At 49.5% G+C, this 20,240-nt stretch carries 18 protein-coding genes; 9 read left to right on the plus strand and 9 right to left on the minus strand.

Annotated elements, in window-relative coordinates; translation table 11 throughout:
- Positions 1-39 precede the first annotated feature (39 nt).
- From rpoN to RDN79_RS08235, 5 genes are all read left to right on the plus strand, one after another.
- A complete protein-coding gene (gene rpoN, locus RDN79_RS08215; protein ID WP_298553126.1) occupies positions 40-1,509 on the plus strand; it encodes an RNA polymerase factor sigma-54 in 1,470 nt (489 codons plus the stop codon).
- A 12-nt stretch (positions 1,510-1,521) separates the two neighbouring features.
- A complete protein-coding gene (locus tag RDN79_RS08220) occupies positions 1,522-2,142 on the plus strand; it encodes a hypothetical protein (RefSeq protein WP_298553127.1) in 621 nt (206 codons plus the stop codon).
- A 16-nt stretch (positions 2,143-2,158) separates the two neighbouring features.
- The gene (gcvH, locus tag RDN79_RS08225; protein WP_298553128.1) at positions 2,159-2,539 is read left to right on the plus strand and encodes a glycine cleavage system protein GcvH; all 381 of its coding nucleotides are present in this window, start codon (positions 2,159-2,161) and stop codon (positions 2,537-2,539) included.
- On the plus strand, positions 2,536-3,042 hold the full coding sequence (purE, locus tag RDN79_RS08230) for a 5-(carboxyamino)imidazole ribonucleotide mutase (RefSeq protein WP_293733066.1): 507 nt from the start codon (positions 2,536-2,538) through the stop codon (positions 3,040-3,042). The genes gcvH and purE overlap by 4 nt, the downstream gene beginning before the upstream one ends.
- Positions 3,043-3,141: 99 nt before the next feature.
- Positions 3,142-4,983: a 4-hydroxy-3-methylbut-2-en-1-yl diphosphate synthase gene (locus tag RDN79_RS08235; RefSeq protein WP_298553129.1), complete on the plus strand. Its 1,842-nt coding sequence runs from the start codon at positions 3,142-3,144 to the stop codon at positions 4,981-4,983.
- Between the two features lie 18 nt (positions 4,984-5,001).
- Here RDN79_RS08235 and RDN79_RS08240 read toward each other — a convergent pair whose 3' ends face one another.
- Entirely contained in the window at positions 5,002-6,810 is a 1,809-nt protein-coding gene (locus tag RDN79_RS08240) for a right-handed parallel beta-helix repeat-containing protein (RefSeq protein ID WP_298553131.1), read from the minus strand.
- Between the two features lie 108 nt (positions 6,811-6,918).
- Between RDN79_RS08240 and RDN79_RS08245 the strand changes: the two genes are divergently transcribed.
- The 4 genes from RDN79_RS08245 (at position 6,919) to RDN79_RS08260 (ending at position 10,445) form a co-directional block, all read left to right on the plus strand.
- A complete protein-coding gene (locus RDN79_RS08245; RefSeq protein WP_298553132.1) occupies positions 6,919-7,317 on the plus strand; it encodes a hypothetical protein in 399 nt (132 codons plus the stop codon).
- Between the two features lie 15 nt (positions 7,318-7,332).
- Complete coding sequence (locus RDN79_RS08250) at positions 7,333-8,472, plus strand: PAS domain-containing hybrid sensor histidine kinase/response regulator (protein ID WP_298553134.1); 1,140 nt, start codon at positions 7,333-7,335, stop codon at positions 8,470-8,472.
- A 77-nt stretch (positions 8,473-8,549) separates the two neighbouring features.
- Positions 8,550-10,028 (plus strand): cysteine--tRNA ligase, encoded by a 1,479-nt coding sequence (gene cysS, locus RDN79_RS08255; protein WP_298553136.1) that lies wholly within the window; start codon positions 8,550-8,552, stop codon positions 10,026-10,028.
- A 9-nt stretch (positions 10,029-10,037) separates the two neighbouring features.
- Entirely contained in the window at positions 10,038-10,445 is a 408-nt protein-coding gene (locus RDN79_RS08260) for a PaaI family thioesterase (RefSeq protein WP_298553138.1), read from the plus strand.
- 48 nt (positions 10,446-10,493) lie between these two features.
- Here RDN79_RS08260 and RDN79_RS08265 read toward each other — a convergent pair whose 3' ends face one another.
- From RDN79_RS08265 to RDN79_RS08300, 8 genes are all read right to left on the minus strand, one after another.
- Positions 10,494-12,917, minus strand: coding sequence for an ABC transporter permease (locus tag RDN79_RS08265; protein WP_298553140.1), 2,424 nt, complete (start codon positions 12,915-12,917; stop codon positions 10,494-10,496).
- 28 nt (positions 12,918-12,945) lie between these two features.
- Entirely contained in the window at positions 12,946-13,608 is a 663-nt protein-coding gene (locus RDN79_RS08270; RefSeq protein WP_298553143.1) for an ABC transporter ATP-binding protein, read from the minus strand.
- Between the two features lie 12 nt (positions 13,609-13,620).
- A complete protein-coding gene (locus tag RDN79_RS08275; RefSeq protein WP_298553158.1) occupies positions 13,621-14,868 on the minus strand; it encodes an efflux RND transporter periplasmic adaptor subunit in 1,248 nt (415 codons plus the stop codon).
- A 39-nt stretch (positions 14,869-14,907) separates the two neighbouring features.
- Positions 14,908-16,230 (minus strand): TolC family protein, encoded by a 1,323-nt coding sequence (locus tag RDN79_RS08280; RefSeq protein WP_308573122.1) that lies wholly within the window; start codon positions 16,228-16,230, stop codon positions 14,908-14,910.
- Between the two features lie 253 nt (positions 16,231-16,483).
- The gene (locus RDN79_RS08285) at positions 16,484-16,867 is read right to left on the minus strand and encodes a DUF3037 domain-containing protein (RefSeq protein WP_298553147.1); all 384 of its coding nucleotides are present in this window, start codon (positions 16,865-16,867) and stop codon (positions 16,484-16,486) included.
- Positions 16,845-17,627: a HipA family kinase gene (locus RDN79_RS08290; RefSeq protein WP_298553149.1), complete on the minus strand. Its 783-nt coding sequence runs from the start codon at positions 17,625-17,627 to the stop codon at positions 16,845-16,847. The genes RDN79_RS08285 and RDN79_RS08290 overlap by 23 nt, the downstream gene beginning before the upstream one ends.
- A gap of 354 nt (positions 17,628-17,981) precedes the next feature.
- Entirely contained in the window at positions 17,982-18,443 is a 462-nt protein-coding gene (locus tag RDN79_RS08295; protein WP_298553151.1) for a hypothetical protein, read from the minus strand.
- Positions 18,444-18,446: 3 nt separating this feature from the next.
- Positions 18,447-19,208 (minus strand): LiaI-LiaF-like domain-containing protein, encoded by a 762-nt coding sequence (locus tag RDN79_RS08300; protein WP_298553153.1) that lies wholly within the window; start codon positions 19,206-19,208, stop codon positions 18,447-18,449.
- Positions 19,209-20,240 lie beyond the last annotated feature (1,032 nt).

Here is a 20,240-nt window from a genome sequence, read left to right on the forward strand (position 1 = left end):
ACGGTCGGGTTGATTGTCCTTTCATTATTGAATTCGATTATGTTGAAGCAACAGTTACAACAAAAGTTACAGCAAAAACTCTCTCCGCAGCAGATTCAGTTGATCCGGCTTCTGGAACTCCCCGCCATAGAGCTGGAAGAACGCGTGAAGCATGAACTGGAGGACAATCCCGCTTTGGAAGAAGGAAAGGAAATTGCGGATGACTTTGACCGTACTGACGAAGGTGGTGAGGAGTTGGCATCTAACGAGATGGAGAGAGGAAACGAGACAGACACCGACCTTTCACTCGGTGACTATATGAGCGAGGACGACATACCCGATTACAAACTTCGTGAGCTGAGCGAGCGGGCGGAAAAGAAAGAGGATGTCCCTTTCTCGGTCAGCGAATCCCTGAACGAATATCTGCTCCAACAGCTCGGACTGCGGGATTTGCCGGAGAAGTTGGTGAAGATCGCCGAATATATCATCGGAAATATAGATGATGACGGCTATCTGCGCCGTGACCTGTCCGCCATAGCCGATGACCTGGTGTTTCAAGCGGGACAGGAGGTGACGGAAAAAGAAATAGAGGCAGTTCTTACCATCATACAAGACTTTGATCCGGCAGGAGTCGGCGCCCGTAATCTTCAGGAATGCCTTCTGCTCCAGTTGGCCCGCCGGGAAAAAACACCTGAGACGGAGTTGGCAACCCGGATGTTGACCGACTTTTTCGAAGAGTTCACCCGCAAGCATTACGACAAGATCATGAGAGGGCTGGACATCGACGAAACTGCGCTGAAAAAGGCCATCCGTGAAATAACGACCCTCGATCCTAAACCTTGCGCCAGTTGGGGCGGTTCTATGGAGACAGCTTTGAGCCAGATCATTCCTGATTTTGTAGTGGAAGCGGTAGGCGGCGAACTGATCCTGAGCATGAACAACCGGGGAATTCCCGATATGCGCATCAACCGCGAATATGCGGAGATGTTTCAGGATTATGCCGGCAACAAGGCGAACCAGACAGCCCAGATGAAGGAAGCCGTCCAGTTTGTGAAGCAGAAACTCGATTCCGCCCAATGGTTCATCGATGCCATCAAGCAGCGTCAGGAGACCTTGCAGCGCACGATGGAAACGATCATCCTCTTGCAGCGCGATTTCTTCCTCACCGGCGATGAAGCGACCCTGCGGCCTATGATCCTCAAAGATGTGGCGGAACAGGCCGGATACGACATCTCGACGATCTCGCGTGTGAGCAACAGCAAGTACGTGCAGACGAATTTCGGTATCTATCCGCTCAAATATTTCTTCTCCGAATCGATGCAGACCGACAGCGGCGAAGAAATTTCCACCCGCGAGGTGAAGAAGATAATGAAAGAGCATATCGACGGCGAGGACAAGCGTAAACCGCTTACCGACGAGGAGCTGGCCTCCATCCTGAAAGAGAAAGGCTATATCATCGCCCGCCGTACGGTAGCCAAATACCGCGAACAATTGGGCATTCCGGTTGCACGGCTCAGAAAAGAAATATAAATTTGAAGCGTCATGAGGTTATTTTCAAATATCATATCCGGTATGTTCCATCCGTTGCTGATGGTGACGTATGGAGTCGTGCTGGCTCTCACCTTCACGTATCTGGCAATCTATCCGCCGGCAATGAAGTTGTTGCTCGCGGGCGGAGCATTCCTGTCCACGGCGGTTATCCCCGGTGTTTTCATCTTTATGATGGTAAAAAACGGGGCGGCGGTCGATATGGAGTTGTCGGACCGGCATGAGCGCGTGGTTCCCTATCTGATCTTTATCACGTCGATCATGGTCTGCGCTTTTTATATGTATAAGATGATGTTGCCGTTCTGGTTTATTTCCTTATTGTTAGGTGCTTGTGTGGCATTAATCTTAGCGCTGCTCGTCAACTTTTTCTGGAAGATCAGCGCCCATGCGATCGGGATAGGCGGGTTGTTGGGCGGCATTATGGGCGTGGCGCGGATCCACCTGATAAACCCTTACTGGGCCTTTATCATCGTGATCATAATAGCGGGACTGGTCGGTACTTCGCGCATCTTTCTGAAAAGGCATACTCCCATGCAGGTATATGCCGGGTTTTGTCTCGGATTTATATGTACCTTTGTAGCCTCATTCTTGAGTTATATCTATTTATTCATCTAATAAAAACACTAAAATTATGAATTTTCCTGCAGATTTAAAGTACACAAAGGATCATGAATGGATCCGTGTAGAGGGCAATGTAGCCTACGTTGGTATTACTGATTACGCTCAGGGCGAACTGGGTGAAATCGTTTTCGTCGACATCACGACAGAAGGCGAAGTCGTTGCCAAAGAAGAAGTTTTCGGTACAATCGAAGCAGTCAAGACCGTTTCAGACCTGTTCATGCCGGTAAGCGGTGAGGTGATCGAAGCGAATGCCGAGCTGGATGACAAACCTGAACTGGTGAATGAAGATGTTTATGGCAACGGATGGTTGATCAAGATCTCCATCTCAGATCCTTCCGAACTGGATGAACTGATGTCTGCTGCCGAATACGAACAAATGATTGCGAAATGACACCTGTAGTAAGTATTATCATGGGCAGTACTTCGGATCTGCCCGTAATGGAAAAAGCGGCCAAGCTGCTCGACGAGATGGAGATCCCGTTCGAAATGCACGCCCTGTCCGCCCATCGTACGCCTGCCGAGGTGGAAGCATTCGCCAAAGGAGCCAAGGGTCGCGGTATAAAAGTGATTATTGCGGCTGCCGGTATGGCTGCCCACCTGTGCGGTGTGATCGCTTCGATGACGACAGTCCCCGTGATCGGCGTGCCTATCAATTCGACGCTCGACGGCATGGACGCTTTGCTGGCCATCGTACAGATGCCTCCGGGAATCCCGGTTGCCACTGTCGGCATCAACGGTGCTTTGAACGCCGGTATCCTGGCAGTCCAAATGCTTGCCGTCGGAGACGAACAGCTTCAAGATAAGCTTGCAGCCTATAAGGAAGATCTTAAAAAGAAAATCGTAAAAGCAAACGAAGAACTGGCTAAGGTTTCTTTCAAATACAAAACAAACTGACCAATTGAAAATTGAAAATTGAAAATTGAAAATGGGAAGATGCTGTCTCTGCCTGTTTTTTGATTTTTAATTTTCAATTTTCCATTTTCAATTATAAAGATGGAAGATTTTTTTAACTATCGCCGCCGCAAATCGTCTGTTGCCAACATAGGAAATACTCCGTTAGGAGGCGATAATCCGATTCGCATCCAGTCGATGGCAAACGTCTCCACAATGGATACCGATGCGGCCGTCTGCCAAGCGATCCGGATGATCGAAGCCGGTGCCGAATATGTACGTTTCACCGCCCAGGGAGAACGTGAAGCCCGCAATTTAGGCGTAATCCGCAAACAACTCAACGAGGCCGGATATACGACTCCGTTAGTCGCCGACATCCATTTCAACCCGCGTGCGGCCGATGCTGCTGCCGAAGAGGTGGAAAAAGTGCGCATCAACCCCGGAAACTACGTGGATAAGGTGAAGACATTCGACCTGCTGGAATATACCGACGAGGAATACGCCGCAGAGTTACAGAAGATACGCGACCGTTTCATACCATTCCTTAACATCTGCAAAGCACACGGAACCGCCATCCGTATTGGCGTGAACCACGGTTCGCTGTCCGACCGAATTATGAGCCGGTACGGCGACACTCCCGAAGGCATGGTTGCCTCGTGCATGGAATTTCTGCGTATATGCCGGGATGAAGACTTTCCCGATGTCGTGATTTCCATTAAAGCCTCGAACACGGTTGTCATGGTGAAAACCGTCCGCCTGTTGGTCAGGACGATGGATGCTGAAGATATGCACTACCCGTTGCATCTCGGTGTGACGGAAGCCGGCGACGGCGAAGACGGCCGCATCAAGAGTGCCGTCGGCATCGGCACCTTGCTGTCCGATGGCATCGGCGACACGATACGCGTCTCTTTGAGCGAAGATCCGGAGGCAGAAATCCCGGTTGCCCGCAAGCTGGTCGACTACATACTCGAACGCGAAGGGCACGAACCGGTAAAGGCCGCACCTGCTCCGGGATATGATCCGGTTACTGTCGAACGCCGCCGCAGCCGGGTGACGGAAGGGATCGGGGGAAACTTCCCGCCGATCGTCATTTCCGACCGCAGCAACGGTGATTTCGAGTTTGACCATGCGTCACAGCCGGACTATATATATATAGGTAAGGAAGATCCGGATAACCTGCCGGACAACTTCCGTCTTTTGGTAGACGCCCACTTCTGGAAAGAACGTCCGAATGCCTATCCTTTCTTTATCGCATCGGAAATAGAGGAACTGAAAGATTATTCCGTCCCTCTGAAATTTATCCGCCTCACCTACCGGGATCTGACCGACCGCGTAATCGAGGTTCTGAAAAAGGATACCTCCGTAATCGTGATCCTGAGCACGCATCACCGTAATGGTATCGCCGCCGAGCGGGCAGCCATGCATCGCCTGCTGGCAGCCGGTTGCGATGTGCCGGTCGTCCTGCACCGCGACTATCGAGAGACGGATATCGAAGCGTTGCAATTGAAATCGGCCGCCGACTTCGGGACTTTGCTGTTAGATGGTTTCGGCGACGGGATCATGCTTCACAACGAAGGCTGCGAAACGATGGTAACTGACAGTTGCATGTTCGGCATCCTGCAGGCGACCCGTACCCGTATCAGCAAGACAGAATATATCTCCTGCCCAAGCTGCGGACGTACCTTATATGACTTGCAAACGACAATCGCTCGTATCAAGGAGGCCACTTCACACCTGAAAGGCTTGAAGATCGGCATCATGGGGTGTATCGTGAACGGCCCTGGCGAAATGGCGGATGCCGATTACGGCTATGTCGGCGCCGGAAAAAACCGGATCAGCTTGTACAAAGGCAAAGAATGTGTCCTGAAAAACATTCCCGAAGAAGAAGCCGTAGAACGGTTGGTCCAGCTGATAAAGGAGAACGGGGATTGGACGGATCATTAAATATAATTACTGAGACGGTTAGTTCTCAGTAATTATATCCTTAGCTTCGTCAAACCCTCCCTCAAATCGATTATCCTTGATCTCCCTATTAATAACACGCTGGAAAAAGAAACGATGGTTGTTCCAATGGAAAGCGGGATAATCATGATTCTGCCTGATCACATTATTGCGGAAAACAAGGCCGTCCACCGATTTGGCATACAGGATCGGCATGTCAAAGGTGTCGAACTCGTTGTCCTCAATCACGATCCCGCTATGGAAATATTTCTTCTGATCTTTCAAATCCGGTATCTCCGGATAGATGGAAATAACGGCATTCGTAAACTGGAACTGATTCGTCAACGCATTGATAAACTTGTTATTCCGGATCACCACATCGTGACAAGCCCCCGTCTCGAACCATCCGTTACAGTCGCCGCACAGCAGGATTGCCGTACCGGAAGTGTGATCGAAAACGTTATTCTCGACTACAGTCTTCTTAGGAGTGCTGAACAGGGAACCGCGGGCACGGTTATTACGGATCACATTGTCGGCAAAATAAACCTCCGGCGTCCATTCCAGATTCTCGATGCCGTAAGTGCCGGTTTCACTGATAGCGGGATCGACAGGCTTCTCGAACGTGATGCGGAACTGTTTCGCACCATGATCGTCAGGTTTATCGACAGCTTCAATAGCGGTTACCTCGTTCTGTTCCCCTAAAATTTCCATCGTTTTGGAATCGATAAACTGGACGGCATCACCCGGACGGCCCCATTCGAAACCGTAGGACTGCCCGTGCATGTATTCGCCGACCAACGTCTTGTCGTCTATCCGCTTTTGCACTTTCAGATAGGTTCCATGCACATTGATGGCATCATCCATCATGCCTTCGTACAGACCGCCGACCGAACGGATCAGACCCTTGCAACCTGAAAAATGAGTCGCATCGGCTTGTGTCGTGAAATAACGCGGATCATCCTCGCCACGCAGGCAGACCGAGAATTTATCCAGCGTGATATTCTCGCTCATCTGTGCCAACAAGCCCATTCCTTCCGCATAATGCACCTGTATATTTTCGAGTGTCGTATTCGTATCATGATACATGAAAACGCCCGGAGTCGGACGACCGTATCCACGGAAAACGACAACCGTACCCGGTATCAGCTTCTTGTTCTTCCAGGGAGCGAGAATCTTACGCGGAGCGATCTCGGCGACCTGCTTGCTGCCCACACTGATATCACTGGTCGTATAGACCAATCGCTTCGTATCTCCTTCAAAAGCGATACCCCAAGCAGGAACATGTTCCCAATCTTCCCCTTTGGCGACAAAGTTGCTGTCGCGTATTTCATATTCCACCCAGGGAGCGACCTCGTAGGTGATCATACCGCCGACCGTGTCGTTCTCCAACACTTTCACCTGGCTGATATGCGGATTCGCAAAGTCGATACTGAAATTCTTCAACGTGCAATTGTCCGAACCTACCAAAGAGACCGGAAGCATCCGTCCGTGGAAAACCAGTTCGGAGCCTTGTCCGTCAAAAACCACGTTCTTCATATTCTCGAAAGCCAGCCCCACCTGCTTCGGATTATCCTGATCATGGTTGGAGATGAAATATTCACGCTCCGAAGAACCCGAAGGATAAAAATCATAGCGGCCTTTCGGCAGGAAGATCCGGACCGTGTCGGAGTCCGATTCCGCCGCTATTTGCTGAAGGGCTTTCGCGATCAATGGAGAAGCGTTTTCGCCGGTATCAGGTTTCAGTCCATACGTGGACAGATCATACGCGCCGCCTTTACAAGCCGTAAACAGGGCGATAAACAAGAATGTCAAAACAGAGTTTAATTTCATGGCTTAATCTTTCGTTGATTATATTTTCAATTATACGGGCAAATATACCATTTATTTGTAAATTTGCCCATTGTCGGATACTTTGATAGGTACATATAAATAAAGTCAATGCTACAAATTTCAATTCTGGTATTATCGGCATTAGCCGTTATTCTTCTCTCCATACTTATTTTTCTACTATGCAAAAAGAACAATAAGCGCCAAAGAGAGATCGACGAACGACTGAAAGCCCAGCAGGAAACGATCGATCTGAAAAACAAGCTCACGCTTGCACTTCAGGCAGGCGAACTATCGGTATGGTCATACCTGCCGGAAGAAGACGGTTTCGACTTGGCGGACACAAGCACGGTTCCCCAGCCGGGAATGAAATTACAAGATGTAACCAAGCAGCTCGTGCCGGAAGACCAGGAAAAGCATCGCCGCCTCGTCTGGGACATCGTAGAAGGGAAATGCGACAGGAAAGCCGAGATATTCCGGCTTGTCACACCGGATGGTAACATCTGTTGATATGAAATCTACGCAATGGGAGTCAAGGACGAGAACGGAAAAGTCAGGCGCCTGATCGGGACGCAAAAGGACATCACCGCACAAGCCAAACGCGAAATGGCCCTTCGAAAGTATATCCAGCGTTCCGAACTGGCGATCCGTTCCGCCAACATCATCCAATGGGATTATGATGTTGCAACCCGGAAATTCACCCGTCTTTTCGTCGATTCGACACAACCGGACCTGTTTATCCGTAAACCGTACAACTTCTCCCTCCATCCGGAAGACCGGCTCGTCTTAAAGAATGAAGAGGATTTACGCACGGAAGGGAAAGACGGTTCCCACTCCCTTCACCTTCGCGTCATGCTGGAAGGAGAAACCGAATACAGATGGGTGAACTCTTTCGCTGTCCCGCTCGAAAAGAATGCGGATGGGTTCGTTACAAAGCTGACCGGATTGCAGATAGACCTGACTCCTTTGGAAAAGGCGGAAGAGTCCAACCGGATGAAAAGCGCTTTCCTTGCCAATATGAGCCATGAGATACGGACGCCGCTCAACGCTATCGTCGGCTTCTCACAACTTCTGGCGCAAACGGAAGACAAGGAAGAACAGGCCGAATTTGTCCGTATTATCGAAAACAATAACAACCTGTTGCTTCAGATCATCAACGACATCCTCGACTTATCCAAGATAGAAGCCGGAAAGATAGAATTCATTATCACTGATTTCAACGTTTCGGAGATTCTGACCGATCTCCGGCAAGTGTACACGCCACGACTGGAAAAGGGAGTCGAACTTATTTGCGACATCCCCTATCCTACCTGCATAATCCGTTCCGAAAAGAACCGGCTGACGCAGGTCTTATCCAATTTGCTAAGCAACGCAGCCAAGTTTACTTCCAAAGGTTCCATCACGATGGGATACCGGGTAACCGAAGGAGAGCTGTCGTTCTATGTAACCGATACGGGAAAAGGGATCGAGAAGGAGAACCTCGAACAGGTATTCGAACGCTTCACCAAATTCGACAGTTTCGTACCCGGTACCGGTCTGGGGCTTTCCATTTGCCAGCTGATCGTGCATAAACTGGGCGGACAGATCTCGGTGGAGTCGGAAATAGGAAAGGGAAGTACATTCCGGTTCACGATCGCCTGCAACTCCGCCTCCATTACAGGTTAATTAATGAAATACATTTTAAACAGGTTGGCGAAGGCAGAGATTATTCCTATATTTGCCCCTCTTAAATACAAATAGATATGGAACATCCATTAAGCATTTACAACACACTCACAAGAAAAAAGGAACAGTTCATCCCGCTGCACGAACCGCATGTGGGTATGTATGTTTGCGGTCCCACCGTTTATGGCGATGCCCATCTGGGGCATGCACGTCCGGCGATCACATTCGACCTGCTGTTTCGTTATCTGACTCATATAGGATACAAAGTACGCTATGTACGCAACATAACGGATGTCGGCCATCTGGAACATGACGCGGACGACGGCGAAGACAAGATTGCCAAGAAAGCCCGTCTCGAACAACTCGAACCGATGGAAGTCGTGCAGTATTACCTGAACCGTTACCACCATGCAATGGAAGCGCTCAACGTACTGCCTCCCAGCATCGAGCCGCATGCGTCCGGCCATATCATCGAGCAGATCGAACTGGTCAAGAAGATCCTGGATAACGGTTATGCGTATGAAAGCGAAGGTTCCGTTTATTTCGACGTGGAGAAATACAACAAGGATCATAACTACGGCGTTCTTTCCGGACGTAACATCGACGATATGTTGAATACGACCCGCGCGTTGGACGGACAGGACGAGAAGCATAATCCGATCGACTTTGCCCTTTGGAAATGTGCGCAGCCGGAACATATCATGCGCTGGCCTTCTCCGTGGAGCGACGGGTTCCCCGGCTGGCATTGCGAGTGCACGGCGATGGGCAAAAAATACTTGGGCGAACATTTCGATATCCACGGCGGTGGCATGGATCTGATCTTCCCGCATCACGAATGCGAGATTGCACAGGCAGTCGCTTCACAAGGCGAAGATATGGTCCATTACTGGATGCACAACAATATGATCACCATCAACGGACAGAAGATGGGAAAGTCCTTGGGCAACTTCATCACACTGGACGAGTTCTTTAGCGGAGACAATAAAGTGTTGAGCCAGGCCTATTCGCCTATGACCATCCGTTTCTTCATCCTCCAGGCCCATTATCGCAGCACGGTGGATTTCAGCAACGAAGCCCTGCAAGCAGCCGAAAAGGGATTGGAACGTCTGATGGACGCCTACAACCATCTAATGAAGTTGAAGGCAGCCGATGTTTCAACCGTGGATGTAAAGGATTTGCGCCGCAAATGCTACGATGCGATGAACGACGACCTGAACTCGCCGATCGTGATCGCCCACCTGTTCGATGCAACCCGCGCCATCAACTCCGTAAAAGACGGCAAGGCTACGATTTCGGTCGAAGACCTGAAAGAGTTACAGGATGTATTCCATACGTTCATCTTCGATATTCTCGGAATGAAAGATGAAGCTGCTTCAGCCGGAAGCAACAGCAACGAAGCGTTCGGCAAGGCCATGGATCTGTTGCTGACCATTCGCCAGCAGGCAAAAGCCAATAAAGACTGGGCGACATCGGATAAGATTCGTAATGAACTGACAGCTATCGGCTTCGAGATCAAAGATACGAAAGACGGAGCCGAATGGAAATTAAGCAAGTAAGACTGGTTTATGACAATACACGAATTTCTTCAAGGCGATAAGTTTGCCCTATTGGCCGGTGTCGAACTATTGGAAACCGGCAACGGGTATGCAAAGGCCCGCATGGAAATCAAACCGGAACACCTGAACGGCGGCGGCGTATGCCAGGGAGGAGCCATCTTCACGTTGGCCGACCTGGCCTTCGCTGCCGCAACAAATAGCCATGCACGCCTGACGCTTTCCATCACATCCAGTATCCACTTCTTCAAAGCCGAAAACAAAGGGTTTCTTTATGCCGAAGCTCGTGAAGTGTTCAGCCACAAGCGGCTCGCCAACTGTGAAGTACGCATCACCAATGAAACGGGCGACCTGATCGCCACCTTCAACGGAACAGGCTATAGGAAAGACACGGAACTTCCTTTTGCCCCGATAGAATAAAAGTGTACGCTATTGGCTAATCTGGCAGCAATAGCGTACATTTTTACTTTATTCGTAACGCAAAGAGCGAGCCGGTTTGCTAAAGATAGTTTTGGCGGTTTGCCAACCGATGGTCAGCAAGGAGATCACACACAATAAAACGACCGGAACGAGGAAGAACCACGCTTTCCAGTCCGTACGGAACGAATAATGGTTCAGCCAATCCCCCATGATCCAACCCGAAAGCGGAAGGGCGATGACAACAGCTATGGCGATCAACAGGAAGAACTCGTGTCCCAACTCATAGAAAAGTTGCATCCGGGAAGCTCCCAGAACCTTCCGGATTCCCATCTCCCGGATACGGGTCGAACAAGAGAACATGACTAAGACCCCCAATCCCATACAAGAAATAAAGATCGCCAGTATCGCGAAGAGCGCCACCATCAGCCCGAACACTTCATCCTGCCGGTATTGCTGGTCGAAGAACTGGTCGAGAAAGAAATAATCATAGCTGGAATCGGGGAAATAACGTTCCCACACCCCTTCGACCTGTTTCACGAGATCACGCGGGTTACCGTTCTCCATAACGACAGAGATATAACGTTGTTTCATCCAACTCAACTTCTCATGCAGGGCAAACAAGATCGGCGTAAAATCTTTGTTAAGCGATTGTTGATGGTAATCCTTCACGATCCCGATAATCTGCATCGGCTGGTCGACAGTTTCGACAGACAAGCGTTGCCCCAAAGCGATATCGGACGATTCGAATCCTAACGTACGGACAGCCGATTCGTTCAGGACGATCTTATAAACATCTCCCCCGTAATCTTCGGAGAAACCGCGGCCGGCAACAAACTTCAGATCGTAGGCATCCAGAAAATACTCGTCGCAGTTCAACATCTCCAACAGGCGCGTCTGCTTCGTCACATCACTTTCGCGGACGATAGACAGGAAGTCGGTCACTTCCGTTCCGGGAACTGCACCGGAAACCGTCACCGCCCCGACAGAGGGCAATAACGCCACCTCTTTCTTAAAAGCCTCCAACTTCATCGCCAATTCCTCGCACTGTGCCGGGAACTTAAGCACCAACGTCTGATCCACCCGTACTCCCAAAGAAGCATTCCGCATATATCGAAGTTGAGCGTACACGATCAACGTCCCACAAAGCAGCACCAAGGAAGCCGTGTATTGCAACACCACCAGCACCTTACGAGTGGTCGTCGCCCCGCGCGTATGGGTAAACTTCCCTTTCAGCATCCGGATCGGCTTGATACCGGACAAGACCGTCGCCGGATAAAAGCCGGACAGAAACACACCGATCGCAAAGATCAGCAACAGATATCCCCCCAGCGAAGTCGTAAACCAGACGGAGAAACTCAGATCCCGTCCCGTCAGGTTGTTGAAGGAAGGCATCAACGCCTCCATCAGCCCGATAGCCAGGATAAAAGCGAGGCTGTTCGTCACCAACGATTCAAAAAGGAACTGTGAAATAACCTGCTTCCGGCTTGCCCCCGAAGCCCGGCGTATACCGATCTCTTTGGCACGTTCCATCGAACGGGCCACCGTCATATTGATATAGTTGATCCAGGCAATGCAAAGGATGGCAAGCGCCGTACAGATCAACACCCAGATGGAAGAACGATTCCCCTTCACCTCCGGTTCGTACGCTTTCTGCGGATTCAGGTGGATATCGCGAAGGTTCGTCAACTGGATCGCCCAAGTTTTATTCTTCAATGCCTCTTCCGTCTTATACTTCTCCGCCATTGCCGGGAAATCCTCTTCCACCTGCGTTTTCAGGTTTGCCGACTTCAGCAGGACATACGAATAGACTTCGTGGCGATACCAATATTCATCCATCCACTTCGGCAGCGTCTTGTAAGAGATCAGGAGATGATAGCGGACATGCGTATTGACCGGCATGTCCTCCATGATGCCCGTCACTTCGCAAGCTTCTTCCCCTATATTGCTCCGGAAGATCAGTATTTTCCCGATCGGATTCTCTCCTTTGAAATATTTCCGGGCGATACGTTCGGTGATAACCACCTTGTTCGGTCCGTCCAGACAACTCTCCTTATTTCCTTTCAAGAGTTTGAAGTCAAAGAAGTCGAAAAAGTTGGCCTCCGCATAACCGATACCGGTCTCGCGGTACAACAGTTCGTTGTATTTCACGACCTGCTCCGGATAATACTGGCTTCCGACGCGTGTATAATCCTCGACAGCACTCATGTTCTGCTTCATAGCCGTAGCATAGCCGGCAGACGAACTGGCCCAATCGTCCGTCAGCTCCCCGTTCTCATAGAAGCGGGCTTCAACCCTGAAGATCCGGTCCTGCCGGCTGTGCATGTCGTCGTAGCTGTACTCGAAAGCCACATAGGTCAGGATCAACAGGGCGGCCGCCATGCCGATTGCCAGACCGACTATATTGATGGCGCTGAAACCTTTCCTTTTGGTAAGGCTACGCCACGCACTGTTCCAATAGTTTGTTATTATCATTATGATGAAGATTTTCAAAGATGAATATTCAGGAAACGATCCGGCCGTCCAAAAGATGGATAATCCGGTGTGCGAAGCCGGCATCCCGCTCCGAGTGGGTGACCATGACGATTGTCGTCCCCTGCCTGTTCAATTCGCGAAGCAATTCCATCACCTCCGCCCCGTTCGTCGAATCCAGGTTTCCTGTCGGTTCATCGGCAAGGATCAAAGGGCAATCCGTCACCACGGCACGCGCGATCGCCACACGTTGCTGTTGTCCTCCGGATAGCTGCTGCGGGAAATGTCCGGCGCGATGGGCGATATTCATCCGGTCGAGAACTTCCATCACCTTCCGTCTGCGTTCAGATTTTCGGTCGCCGAGATAGACCAACGGCAATTCCACGTTCTCGAACACCGTCAACTCGTCTATCAGGTTGAAGCTCTGGAAAACGAAACCGATATTCCCTTTGCGGAAAGCCGTCAACCGGCTCTCTCCCATCTTGTCCACCTCCTTGCCGTTAAAGAAGTATTTGCCGGAAGTCGGCGAATCGAGCGTTCCCAAGATATTCAGCAAGGTCGACTTGCCACAGCCCGAAGGTCCCATGATGGCGACAAACTCACCTTGTTTGATTTCAAGGTTCACTTCGTCCAATGCTTTCGTCTGCACCTCTTCCGTTGTGAAGACCATAGACAGATTCTCTGTTTTAATCATAAAGCAAATATATTATTTTAGTATCAGTTTTTCGTTATCACCAAACAGGTCGTATCCGGAAACAATCACCTTCTCCTCCGGTTGCAGTCCATCCACGACCTCGTAATACTGCGGGTTCTGGCGGCCGATACGGACAGAGCGGCGGCGAGCCGTCTTTCCTTCCTCATCCACCACATACATATACTCGCCGCCGCTTGCCTGATAAAAGCTCCCGCGTGGGACGATCACCGTCTGCACGGGATCGCCCAATTGCAGGTTCAGGTGGTAGGTTTGCCCGGCACGGATATTCTCCGGCCGGCCGGAGACAAAACGCAGGTCGGTACGAAACTGCCCTTCCCGCACTTCGGGATAGACTTTCGCAACCTCCATATCGTATTTCTTTCCTTCGCGTTCGAAGCTCGCAGGAAGGCCGGGCATGACACGTTCCACATAGTGTTCGTCGATCTTAGCTTCCACCTTCAGTTCGGGCGTGATCACCTGGCCGATACGTTCGCCCTGTGCGATGGACTGGCCGATCTGAGCTTCCAAATTTCCTAACTGTCCGTCGACGGGAGCTTTCACTTTCAGGTTTTCCAGTCGTTCACGAACCAGAGCGAGGCTCTTCTTCATATTCCGGATGTTCTCGTCGAGGCTCTGCAATTGGCTACTGCGAAACAAGTCGTCCTGTTTGATCCGTTCGTCCACGACAGTCAATTGTCCGAGGGCGGCTTCATAATCTTCCTGTGCCTGCAAATAGTCTTCGCGGGACAACAGATTCTTCTTATACAGACGGTCGTATTGCCGGAAACGGCGTTCCTTCTGCGTCAGTTCTTTACTCAAGGAAATGCGTTCCTGTTTCAACCGAAGATGCTCCTGCTCCATACTGATACGGGTGTTGCGCAGTTCGTTCTCCTGATAGGCCAGGTCAGCTTCGCTCTGCAGGATACCGATGTTCAAGAGCGGGTTACTGAGACGGAGGATCACGTCTCCCGCCCGAACCTGCGCCCCTTCTTCGATCAGGCGTTCTTCGACACGGCCTCCTTCGATAGCATCGAGATAGATGATACGGTCCGGCAATACCTGTCCGATGACACGGATATAATCGTTAAACTCTCCCTTCTGCACGGTGGCGATCGTAATTCGTTCTTTCTCCACCTTCATGGAAGAGGATGTGTCACGAAAGATAAACCAAAACAGACAAAACAGCACGATGCCACCTCCTGATACGGCATAGATGTGTTTCTTCCGAAGCCGAGACTTCCGCTCGATGCGGGTGTCCATGTTATTATTCATCATTATTCATTATTATATTTATACCCGTTACTTTCGGATCATGCCCAACGCAACAAACGACCCTGTTCGGTAAAACTCCACCAATCTCCTTTTCAACGCATACTGCAACCGGACACGGCTTAGCTCCGCCTTTGCCATGATGTAAAGGTTCCGCTTTTCCATCAGTTCGAAGACGGAGATCATTCCCTCCTCCCATTTTTCCTCACTTTCTTTCAACATGATAGAAGAAGCACGAAGCTGTTCGAGCGCCAGCCTATGCTCCTCAATGGCTGCCCGAAGAGACAGACAAGCATCGTCTATCTCTTTATAGAGACCAAGACGTTGCTGCTCATTCTCATTTTGTATCCGGCGCAGGCGGAAACGCTCCTTCCTGACACCGGTCAGGCGGGAAAGTCCACTGAACAAAGGCAGCGAAACACTCACACCGATATATTTATTCATATTATTCTTCAGCTGCTCTTTCATCGGGACGACCCCGCCCTGCTCATCCCTTCCGGTGTCGTAGTAACCGGAATAGAGACTGAACTCCGCCTTGACAGAGGGAAAGAAAGCACCGGATGCCAGCGCCAAGGACTTGCGGGAAGCTCTTTCCCTCAACTCCATCGCCCGGAACTCCGGCAGGGAAGTTTCGGAGGCGGCACAGATCTCGTTGGATTCGAGAGCAGGCAATACGGGAAGTTCGCTCTCCTCATCGGGAAAGATGGCCAATGTATCGGTACCCCGCATATTCAATAATTCCTTCAAGGCAAGCAACGACAAGCGGCAAGCGTTCGCCTTTACCGTCTCCTGGTAAACATCGGATTGCAAGCGTGCCTTCACTTCCTGTAAATCGGAAGGGGAACGCATGCCCAGATCCACATATTCGAGCATCTGCTCATGATAACGCTCGCTCAACTTCCGCTGTTCGACGGCAAGCTGATACATCTTCTCGTCGAAGCAGAGGCGGAAGAAAGCCTCCATCACCTCAAAAGCGACCCGATTCTCCTCGGTCTTCTCCGCGAGGCCGCTGATCTGCCTGTTCAGCTTGCGGAACTGTAAACGATTGACACGTGTAAACCCATCGAACACCGGAAGCGACACATTCAGATCCACAGTACGCCCCACACGTTTGCCCAACGCACCGTTAACACTCACCGAGGGCAGGAAATCGCCATAAGCAGCGGTAAGGTCTTCCTCTGCAATTCGCGTATTTAAGCGACTGTTCCGTATCCGGTAGTTCTGTTCGACAGCATAACGCATGCAATCGTCCACCGTCCAACCGGACTGTGCCCGCAAACTTCCCGGCGAGACCAGGAAGACGAGAAGGAAAAGAGATAAGCTTCGTTTAATCGTTATTTGCGCATTCATCATGGCAGAAAGGAAGCAAATGACGTGCCAGAAATGTAACAAACAGGTTTTCAGCGACATTTCAAAAACATCTCCCGCCTACCGTCTAATTTTTGGACGCCCGAACGTCCAAATTTTTGACACTCCCTTTCTCCCGCCTCCGGCAGAACCATGACTTCCCGCCCGCCGTCACTCTTTTGTTCCATAGGCATGCGGCGGTTATTCCATGAGCATGCGACAATCACTCCATGGGCATGGCCGTCGGACAAGGCAATCGCTACAGAACCAGTTCTCTGAACAATGTCTCCAACGTTCGGTCCAAGTCGTCGGAGAAGCCCGGATGCGGACGCGAAGTCTGGATAGAGGCACTCCGCACGGCTGTCAGCCAGCGGAACCGTTCCGGGATGTCCAAGGCGGCGATAGGACCACCCTCCTTCGCACCGGAGCAGATCTTATCGAAAACATGCAGATTGGCAAACAACGTTTCACGGTCCAACTCGGAAGAAAACAGGTCCAGCTTGTTCTCGTCTATCTTATAAAGCGCCTTGATATACTTCGCTCTTTTCGAGAACAGGATAATTCCCACATTGAAGAACTCCTCCCGCTCTACTCTGGGAACCAGACGGATAACGGCATATTCATATAAGTGCTTTCCTTGCATCCTGTGCTTCTTTTATAAATGTTTCGGAATGTGTCAGTCTCTCACATAAGAACCGGATATAAATCTCTCTTATCTCTTGCGGCGTACCGGGACTTTCGCTCCAATGCAACCAGTCGTCGGGAATCAGAGCCACGATCTCCCGAATCTTCTCTTCCGTCAGCAAGCGTTTCATATCGGCATTTGCCTCTTCCAAGCCGGAAGCCTCGGGCAACAGCACGTGATCTTTGACCTGCACAAAAGGGCTTACGGCATGTTTTTGCCAGTTCACCCATGAATAATGGAAATAAAGGGAAGCACCATGATCGATCAGCCACAGTTCTTTATGCCACATCAGCATATTGGTATTCCGGAACGTACGGTCCACATTGGTCAGGAATGCATCCAGCCACACGATGCGGGACGCCAACTCAGCCCCGACCTTCGTCACTACCGGATCGAAGGCAAGAGCTCCCGACAGAAAATGCAGTCCGAGGTTCAATCCCCGGCTGCCTTGCAACAAATCCTGGATTTCCTCGTCACCCTCGGTACGTCCGAAGGCCTCGTCCAGATTCAAAAAGACCAGTTCGGGAACCCGGAAACCAAGTGCACGGGCTATTTCACCGCCAACCAGTTCGGCTATCAGCGCTTTCGTCCCGTGGCCTGCCCCGCGGAACTTCACGACATATTTAAATTCGTCATCGGCTTCGGCCAATGCCGGCAACGATCCGCCTTCGCGGAGAGGCATGATATAGCGCGTCACATTCGCTGTTCGTAATTCCATCACATTCCAGTTATTTGAAGATAAAGATACACGTTCTTTTTTAAAACAAAGGAAGAGTATATATAAATATAACAAGACTCATCATCTGAAAGATAAAAAAGAGGAAAAGAAACCTCTATAAAAAATTAAAGGCTGTCTCACGACAACCCCTAACCAACTTTGTTAACCTTAAATCTAATACTATTATGAAAAAACCATGATGCAAAGATACATGCGTCAAGCCCGTTTGTCAAGCCTTTCACAGACAATATATGTTAAGTCAGGAGAAACTTTTCGGTAAAAAATGTTACAAAGGGCAAAGCTTTATACAATGGAATCAAATTATGCTAAAATTAACATCTCAGCCTCTCCTTTTTAAAGAGAAAGACGTTCTTTCAGGAGCTTGTAGCCGGTATCCTCGGGCATCTCCTCTAAATCCGGCTCGTTTATCCGGTTCATCCAATACCATTGCAGTAAGATAATCCAGCATAATACACCAAAGACCAAACGAAGGGATATACTATTCATAAAATCCCCGATACTTCCCCATTCCAGAAGTACTTGCAGTTCAAAGGCTCCTGCCAAACTGATCGCCTGCACCAACACAACCAAGGCAATCTGTATCTGCAAGGCATGAATAGCACCGTCGATATACCCGTACAGAAATCCGGCGACAGCCAATAAACCGACAGAGACCCATCCATCCAGGCAAGCCATCCAAAACCCCTCTTTCCCATAGCAGAACAGGAGCCATGAATAAATCATCCAAACCAGAATCGTCAGGGCGATCCCCACCATACGATTTATGACCGATTCTATAAACGGATGCGTCTGCATAGATCAACTTTTAAATTCGATTCCTCCGAATGAGACTTTTCCTCTCACAATCAAAGTATGCTCCAGATCTATCTCCACAGAAGTATTATATCGTTTATCGTCACATCCTCCGATAAGCGCATCAATCTGTGTCTGCAAATTCCAATCCGCCGGCAAATAAATCTCGACTCCCCCAAATGTACAATCGATATCTATGCATGTCTGTGGAGCCTCCAGCTTGCTACGCCTCAAATCCAGGATAGTCCCGCCAAATGTGTTTTTAATCCGCGCTCCTCTGAACACCGGGTCCAAAACAATCTGCCGGACCGATCCGAAAGTATTGTCCGACACAACAAAACCGTCTTCAGAGCTATATACCTCCTTAGCATACTCCGGCCATCTTCCCTCTCCATGACCATTAAAACAGTGATGCCTCGGTTTAAAAAGGATCATGATTCCCACCAGAATAAGCAAGACAGGCCAGAACATTCCCGCCCACTTACCTTCTATTCCGGTTATATCCGGCAACAGGAAATAAGCTCCCACTGCAATCGTAATCACTCCACCCAGGAAATGCCGCTTAATCAAATTGACAATACCGACCACGATCAGCAGCATCTGCCAGGAAACCAGGATATCGAACAGATAAGAATCGATTACCCCGAAATTCCGTCCAAGGAACAACAAACCTACTATAATAAATACAGCAGCCGTCACAATTGTATTCAGTTTACTGTGGCGGGGATAACCACCTCTGACAAAATTCCCCTCATGATCTGTTCTCATACTCGTACATTTTTAATTTGTTGCAAAACTACCGTCACACAACCGTTTATACAATAGAAAAACGGCCAGCAACGGCCAAATCCCGACGAATAACGGAATGCTCCCGATAAAAAAGCCCCGCAATTTATCCCAAAGTTATTCATTTGGCACTTGTAAATGAAAATATTCGATACATACTTTAATGTAAAAGCCTATAATAATAACGAAAGAGACAAAAGAAACCGGTATTTGCCATACTGGATCATACCAAAACAGATAATCACGACTCATACCGAAAACATATGAGATAAACACAAAGATAAGCCATGTTTGCAAAACAGACAATAACCCTTATTGGAACGTTTTTCTATTTGGTATGAAATCCCGGACGATTCGTGTCTGACATTTTCCTCTTTCAGATTGGAATTAATAAGCAACCGGTAAAACGAGTACGGCAGAAAATCGAAAAACAAAATTTCTTTGTTTCCGAAAAGCTGAATATCCTGACATTATGGAAAAACTGAACTCCCGGAGAATCGCTTGTAGCAAACAAATGTTGCCGCAGGTCTGAATATCTCAAAAGAGATTTACCCCTTTGCCGGCATGACGACCGTCTTCATCACCGTGACGACCGTCCTCGTTACCATGAAGACCGTCTTCATAGTCCGTGGCAACGGCAGCTCACGGTGATAGCGACCGTCTTCGTTGTGAAAAACCGCGCACTTCATGGCAGAAAACCTTTATTTCCCGATGAAGAACCGGAATTTACAGCTATTCCCAAAGAATGTGTTTTGTTGTTAACGAAACAATATTACACAATAACCCCCTTCCCAGATCAGGATAAGAAGGGATAATCGTGTTTAAGAAGATTTGAATTGTTAAATGATGATTTTTCTGTTACAACTCGTTAATTTCTTTCACCGACAAACCGGTACATTGAGCAATCGTCTCGACATTGATCCCTTGTCTTTTAAAATTGGCAGCGATAAGGCATTGCTCTTCCGCCTTGCCTTTTTCCAATCCTTTTTCCATCCCGTCTTCGAAGCTGGTGTC

Source organism: uncultured Parabacteroides sp. (assembly GCF_902493135.1).
Lineage (GTDB): Bacteria > Bacteroidota > Bacteroidia > Bacteroidales > Tannerellaceae > Parabacteroides.